The sequence below is a fragment of the Streptomyces calidiresistens genome (assembly GCF_014141525.1).
GTDB classification, from domain to species: Bacteria; Actinomycetota; Actinomycetes; order Streptomycetales; family Streptomycetaceae; genus Streptomyces; species Streptomyces calidiresistens.
Genome location: NZ_VKHS01000566.1, coordinates 1 through 3,699 on the forward strand (window position 1 = coordinate 1; position 3,699 = coordinate 3,699).

The 3,699-nt window shown below is 73.6% G+C and carries 3 protein-coding genes; 2 read left to right on the forward strand and 1 reads right to left on the reverse strand.

Features of this window, described 5'->3' with window-relative positions:
• Window positions 1-332: 332 nt before the first annotated feature.
• Window positions 333-1,184: a Bax inhibitor-1/YccA family protein gene (locus FOE67_RS19635; RefSeq protein ID WP_182666125.1), complete on the reverse strand. Its 852-nt coding sequence runs from the start codon at window positions 1,182-1,184 to the stop codon at window positions 333-335.
• Window positions 1,185-1,580: 396 nt separating this feature from the next.
• Here FOE67_RS19635 and FOE67_RS19640 point away from each other — a divergent pair, with 396 nt between their 5' ends.
• Both FOE67_RS19640 and FOE67_RS19645 read left to right on the forward strand, forming a co-directional pair.
• The gene (locus FOE67_RS19640; protein WP_182666127.1) at window positions 1,581-2,720 is read left to right on the forward strand and encodes a protein kinase family protein; all 1,140 of its coding nucleotides are present in this window, start codon (window positions 1,581-1,583) and stop codon (window positions 2,718-2,720) included.
• 41 nt (window positions 2,721-2,761) lie between these two features.
• Window positions 2,762-3,676, forward strand: coding sequence for an aminoglycoside adenylyltransferase domain-containing protein (locus FOE67_RS19645; RefSeq protein ID WP_323385085.1), 915 nt, complete (start codon window positions 2,762-2,764; stop codon window positions 3,674-3,676).
• Window positions 3,677-3,699: the final 23 nt, after the last annotated feature.

The following is a 3,699-nucleotide window of genomic DNA, read 5'->3' on the forward strand; positions in this document are numbered from 1 at the left end:
CCTCCGGGCGGGGTGGGGTGATCGGTGCGCACGCCACGAAGGCTATCGCCGCCCCACCGACGGGGTCCGCGCGGTGACGGGCCCCGGCCGGCGGCCGACGGGACCCGGGAACGGCGCGCTCCGGCAGCCGGGAACGGCCCGGGCGGGGCCGCGGCCGGTGGTGCCGGGCGGGACCTCCGCGCCGAGGGCGCGGGCGGCGCGGCGCGTCCTCCCGGAAACGCGGCGAGGGCCCGCCCGGAACCGGGCGGGCCCTCGGCCCTCGACCACGCGCGACCCGGGGGCGCCGCCCGTCCCCGTGAACCGGGGAGCCGGGCGGACGGGTCGCCCGCGCGTCATTCGCCTTGCAGGATGGCGATCAGCCGCAGGAACTCCAGGTAGATCCACACCAGGGTGAGGGTCAGACCGAAGGCGGCCAGCCAGGACTCCTTCTCCGGCGCCCCGTAGGCGACGCCGTCCTCGACCATCTTGAAGTCCAGGGCGAGGAAGCAGGCACCGAGGATGATGCCGATCACACCGAAGATGATGCCGAGGCTGCCGGAACGCAGACCCAGGCCGTCACCGCCACCGATCAGGGCGACGATCAGGTTGACGGCCATCAGCAGCACGAAGCCGACCGCGGCGGCCATCACGAACTTGGTGAAGCGCGCGTTGACCTTGATGATGCGCTGCTTGTACATGAACAGCACACCGGCGAAGACCGCCATGGTGCCCAGCACGGCCTGCATGGCGGCGCCGGGGGCCCACTGGTTGATCATGTTGCTGATCGCGCCGAGGAACAGACCCTCGACGGCGGCGTAGGCCAGGATCAGCGTCGGGGAGGGCTCGCGCTTGAAGGACTGCCACAGCGCCAGCCCCATACCGACCAGGGCGCAGAGGAAGCCGATGGCCATCGGCAGGTCGGTGATCCACGCCACGGCGGCGAAGGCCACCACGGTGCCCAGGGTCAGGGCGGTCCGGGAGACGACGCTGTCGATCGTCATGACCCCGGGGGCGCCGGCGGGAGCGACCGGCTGACCCGTGTTCGGGTCCAGGGTCTGCGCGTAGGGGTTGGTGGGCTGCGCGTACGGGTTGCTCGGCTGCGCGTAGGGATTCCCGGTCTGCGCCTGCGGGCCGGCGTTGAAACCGGCGTACCCGCCGCCCTGACTGAACCCCCGACGCGTGAAGACCGGGTTACTGCTCCTCATCTCACTCCTCCATGGCCGCTGACGGTACGACCTAGCGTCCAGAGTAATACTTTGGCAAAGACAGCACGGTAGTCCACCCCGTAGAACGCGGAAAGGGCCGTAACCGTTCCGTCACGTCGGTCACGGTTGGGCCTCGACCCGCTCCGCACGGCCCTGACGAGGGATTCCGCCCGGCGCGCACGACCGTCCCGCCCCCTTCTTCCCCCATCCGGACCGCCGTCACCCGTGTGATCACCGCCTCACCCGGCCGGCGGAAGCGCGACGTCCCCCGGAGCACCGACCACGCCCCGGATCCGTCACCGACCGATCCCGTAGGGTCCGGTGACGGGGCATCGGGGCCCGCCACCGGAACGGGACCGGCGCGACGACCGCCCCACCGGGACGGGAGGGGTACCGATGAGGGAGACCACGCGGGAACCGGAGAGCCCCGGGGACCCCGGGGCAGGGCACCGCGCCCGCCTGGCCTCGCACGACACCGCCTCCACCGCCCTGGCCCGGTGCGACGACACCGAGTTGGCCGCGCGGGTGGCGGCGGCGAAGCCCCTCGGCACCGGCATCGGCGGACGCTCGGCGCTCCTGGGGATCGACGGCGTCCCCGTCTTCGTCAAACGGATCCCGCTCACCGGCACCGAACTGCGCCCGGAGAACCTGCGGTCCACCGCCGACCTCTTCGACCTGCCCGCCTTCTGCCACTACGGCGCGGGCGGCCCGGGGTTCGGGGCCTGGCGGGAGCTGGCCGCCCACGTCATGACCCACGAGTGGGTGCTCGGCGGTGAGGACCCCCGGTTCCCCCTGCTGCACCACTGGCGCGTACTGCCCGAACCGGCCCCGCCCCTGCCCGGGGAGTTGGCCGACATCGACCGGACCGTCGCCCGGTGGGGCGGCGCGGCCGGGGTCCGCCGACGGCTGGAGGAGATGGCGACCGCCGGGGCGAGCCTGGTCCTCTTCCTCGAATACGTTCCACAGGACCTCCACCGGTGGCTGGGCGACCGGGTCCGCGAGGGCGGCGACATCGCCGACGCGGCCTGTCTGATGGTGGAACGGGAACTCCTCACGGGCACCCTGGCCATGAACGCCCGCGGGCTCCTCCACTTCGACACCCACTTCGGCAACGTCCTCACCGACGGCCGGCGCCTGCACTTCACCGACCACGGGCTGTCCCTCTCCTCCCGCTTCCGGCTCTCCCCCGACCACGCCCGTTTCCTCGACCTGCACCGCGACCACGATCCCTGCTACGCGATGTCGTACCTGGTGAACCGGCTGCTGTGGATGTTCCTCGGGCTCGGCGTGAGGGACGCGGCGGAGGTGGTCCGGGCCTGCGCCGCGGGCGCCCGCCCCGAAGGGCTGTCGGACGCGGTCGCCGGGATCGTCACCCGCCACGCGGCGGTCACCGTCGTGATGACCGACTTCGTCCTCCGCATGCTCGACGATCCCGCCGGCACCCCCTACCCGGCCGACGAACTGCGCCGCCTCACGGCGGAGCGACCGGCCCTCCCGCCCGCCGACGTCGCGACGCGGAGCCGCGGCGAGCGGTGAAAAGCCGGGCACCGCGTCCCCCTTCCCGGGACGATGCCCCCGTGAGGAAGCCCCGTCACCGGCCGACCTTCGCCGACCTGCTCGCGACCCTGCTCCCACGGGGCCCCGGGGGGCGCCGGCGCGTTCCCGGCCCCGCCCCGGGAGGCGTCGTGAACGGGCTGATCGGCCCCGTCACGGAGCACCTGCGCCGGGAGGACCCGGGCGGGGTCGTGGGGCTGTACCTGTACGGTTCGGCGGTCACCGGCGGGCTGCGGCCCGACAGCGACGTGGACCTGCTCATGCTCACCCGCCGGTCGCTCAGCGGGCCCGAACGCGCGGAACTCGTCCGGCTCCTGCTGGGAATCTCCGGATGGCGCGGTCACGCCGAGCGATTCCCCGACGCGGCCCATCGCCGTCCCGTCGAACTGACCGGCCTCGTCGCGGAGGGCGGGGCCCCGTCCCGGAGCGAGTGGCCCATCCGTGACTTCCTGTACGGCGAGTGGCTCCGCGAGGAATTGCTCGCCGGTCGGATGCCCCGGCCGGCGGAGGACCCCGACCTCGTGATTCTCCTGGCCACCGCCCATGCCGCGCACCATGTCCTGTACGGCCCGCCGCTCGGTGACGTTCTCGTCCCGCCCTCGCCCCACCGGCTCCGCGCCGCCTCCCTCGCCGTGACCCCCGCCCTCCCGGCGGAGATCCAGGGGGACGAGAGGAACGTCCTGCTCACCCTCGCCCGCGTCCTCGTGACGCTGGAGACCGGCCGGATCGTCCCGAAGGACGTCGCCGCCCGGATCATCGCCCCCACGCTCCGGGGGTCGGATCGTGACCTGTTGGAACTCGCGCGGGCCGGCTACCTCGGAACGGTGGTGGACGACTGGACGGGGCTCCTCCCGGGGGCCGTCTCCCTCGCCCGCGCCCTCGCCGACCGTGCCGTCCGGCTCGCCCGGTCCGATCCGGCCCCACCGGCGGGGGCCTGACCCCCTGTTCGACACCCACCCGC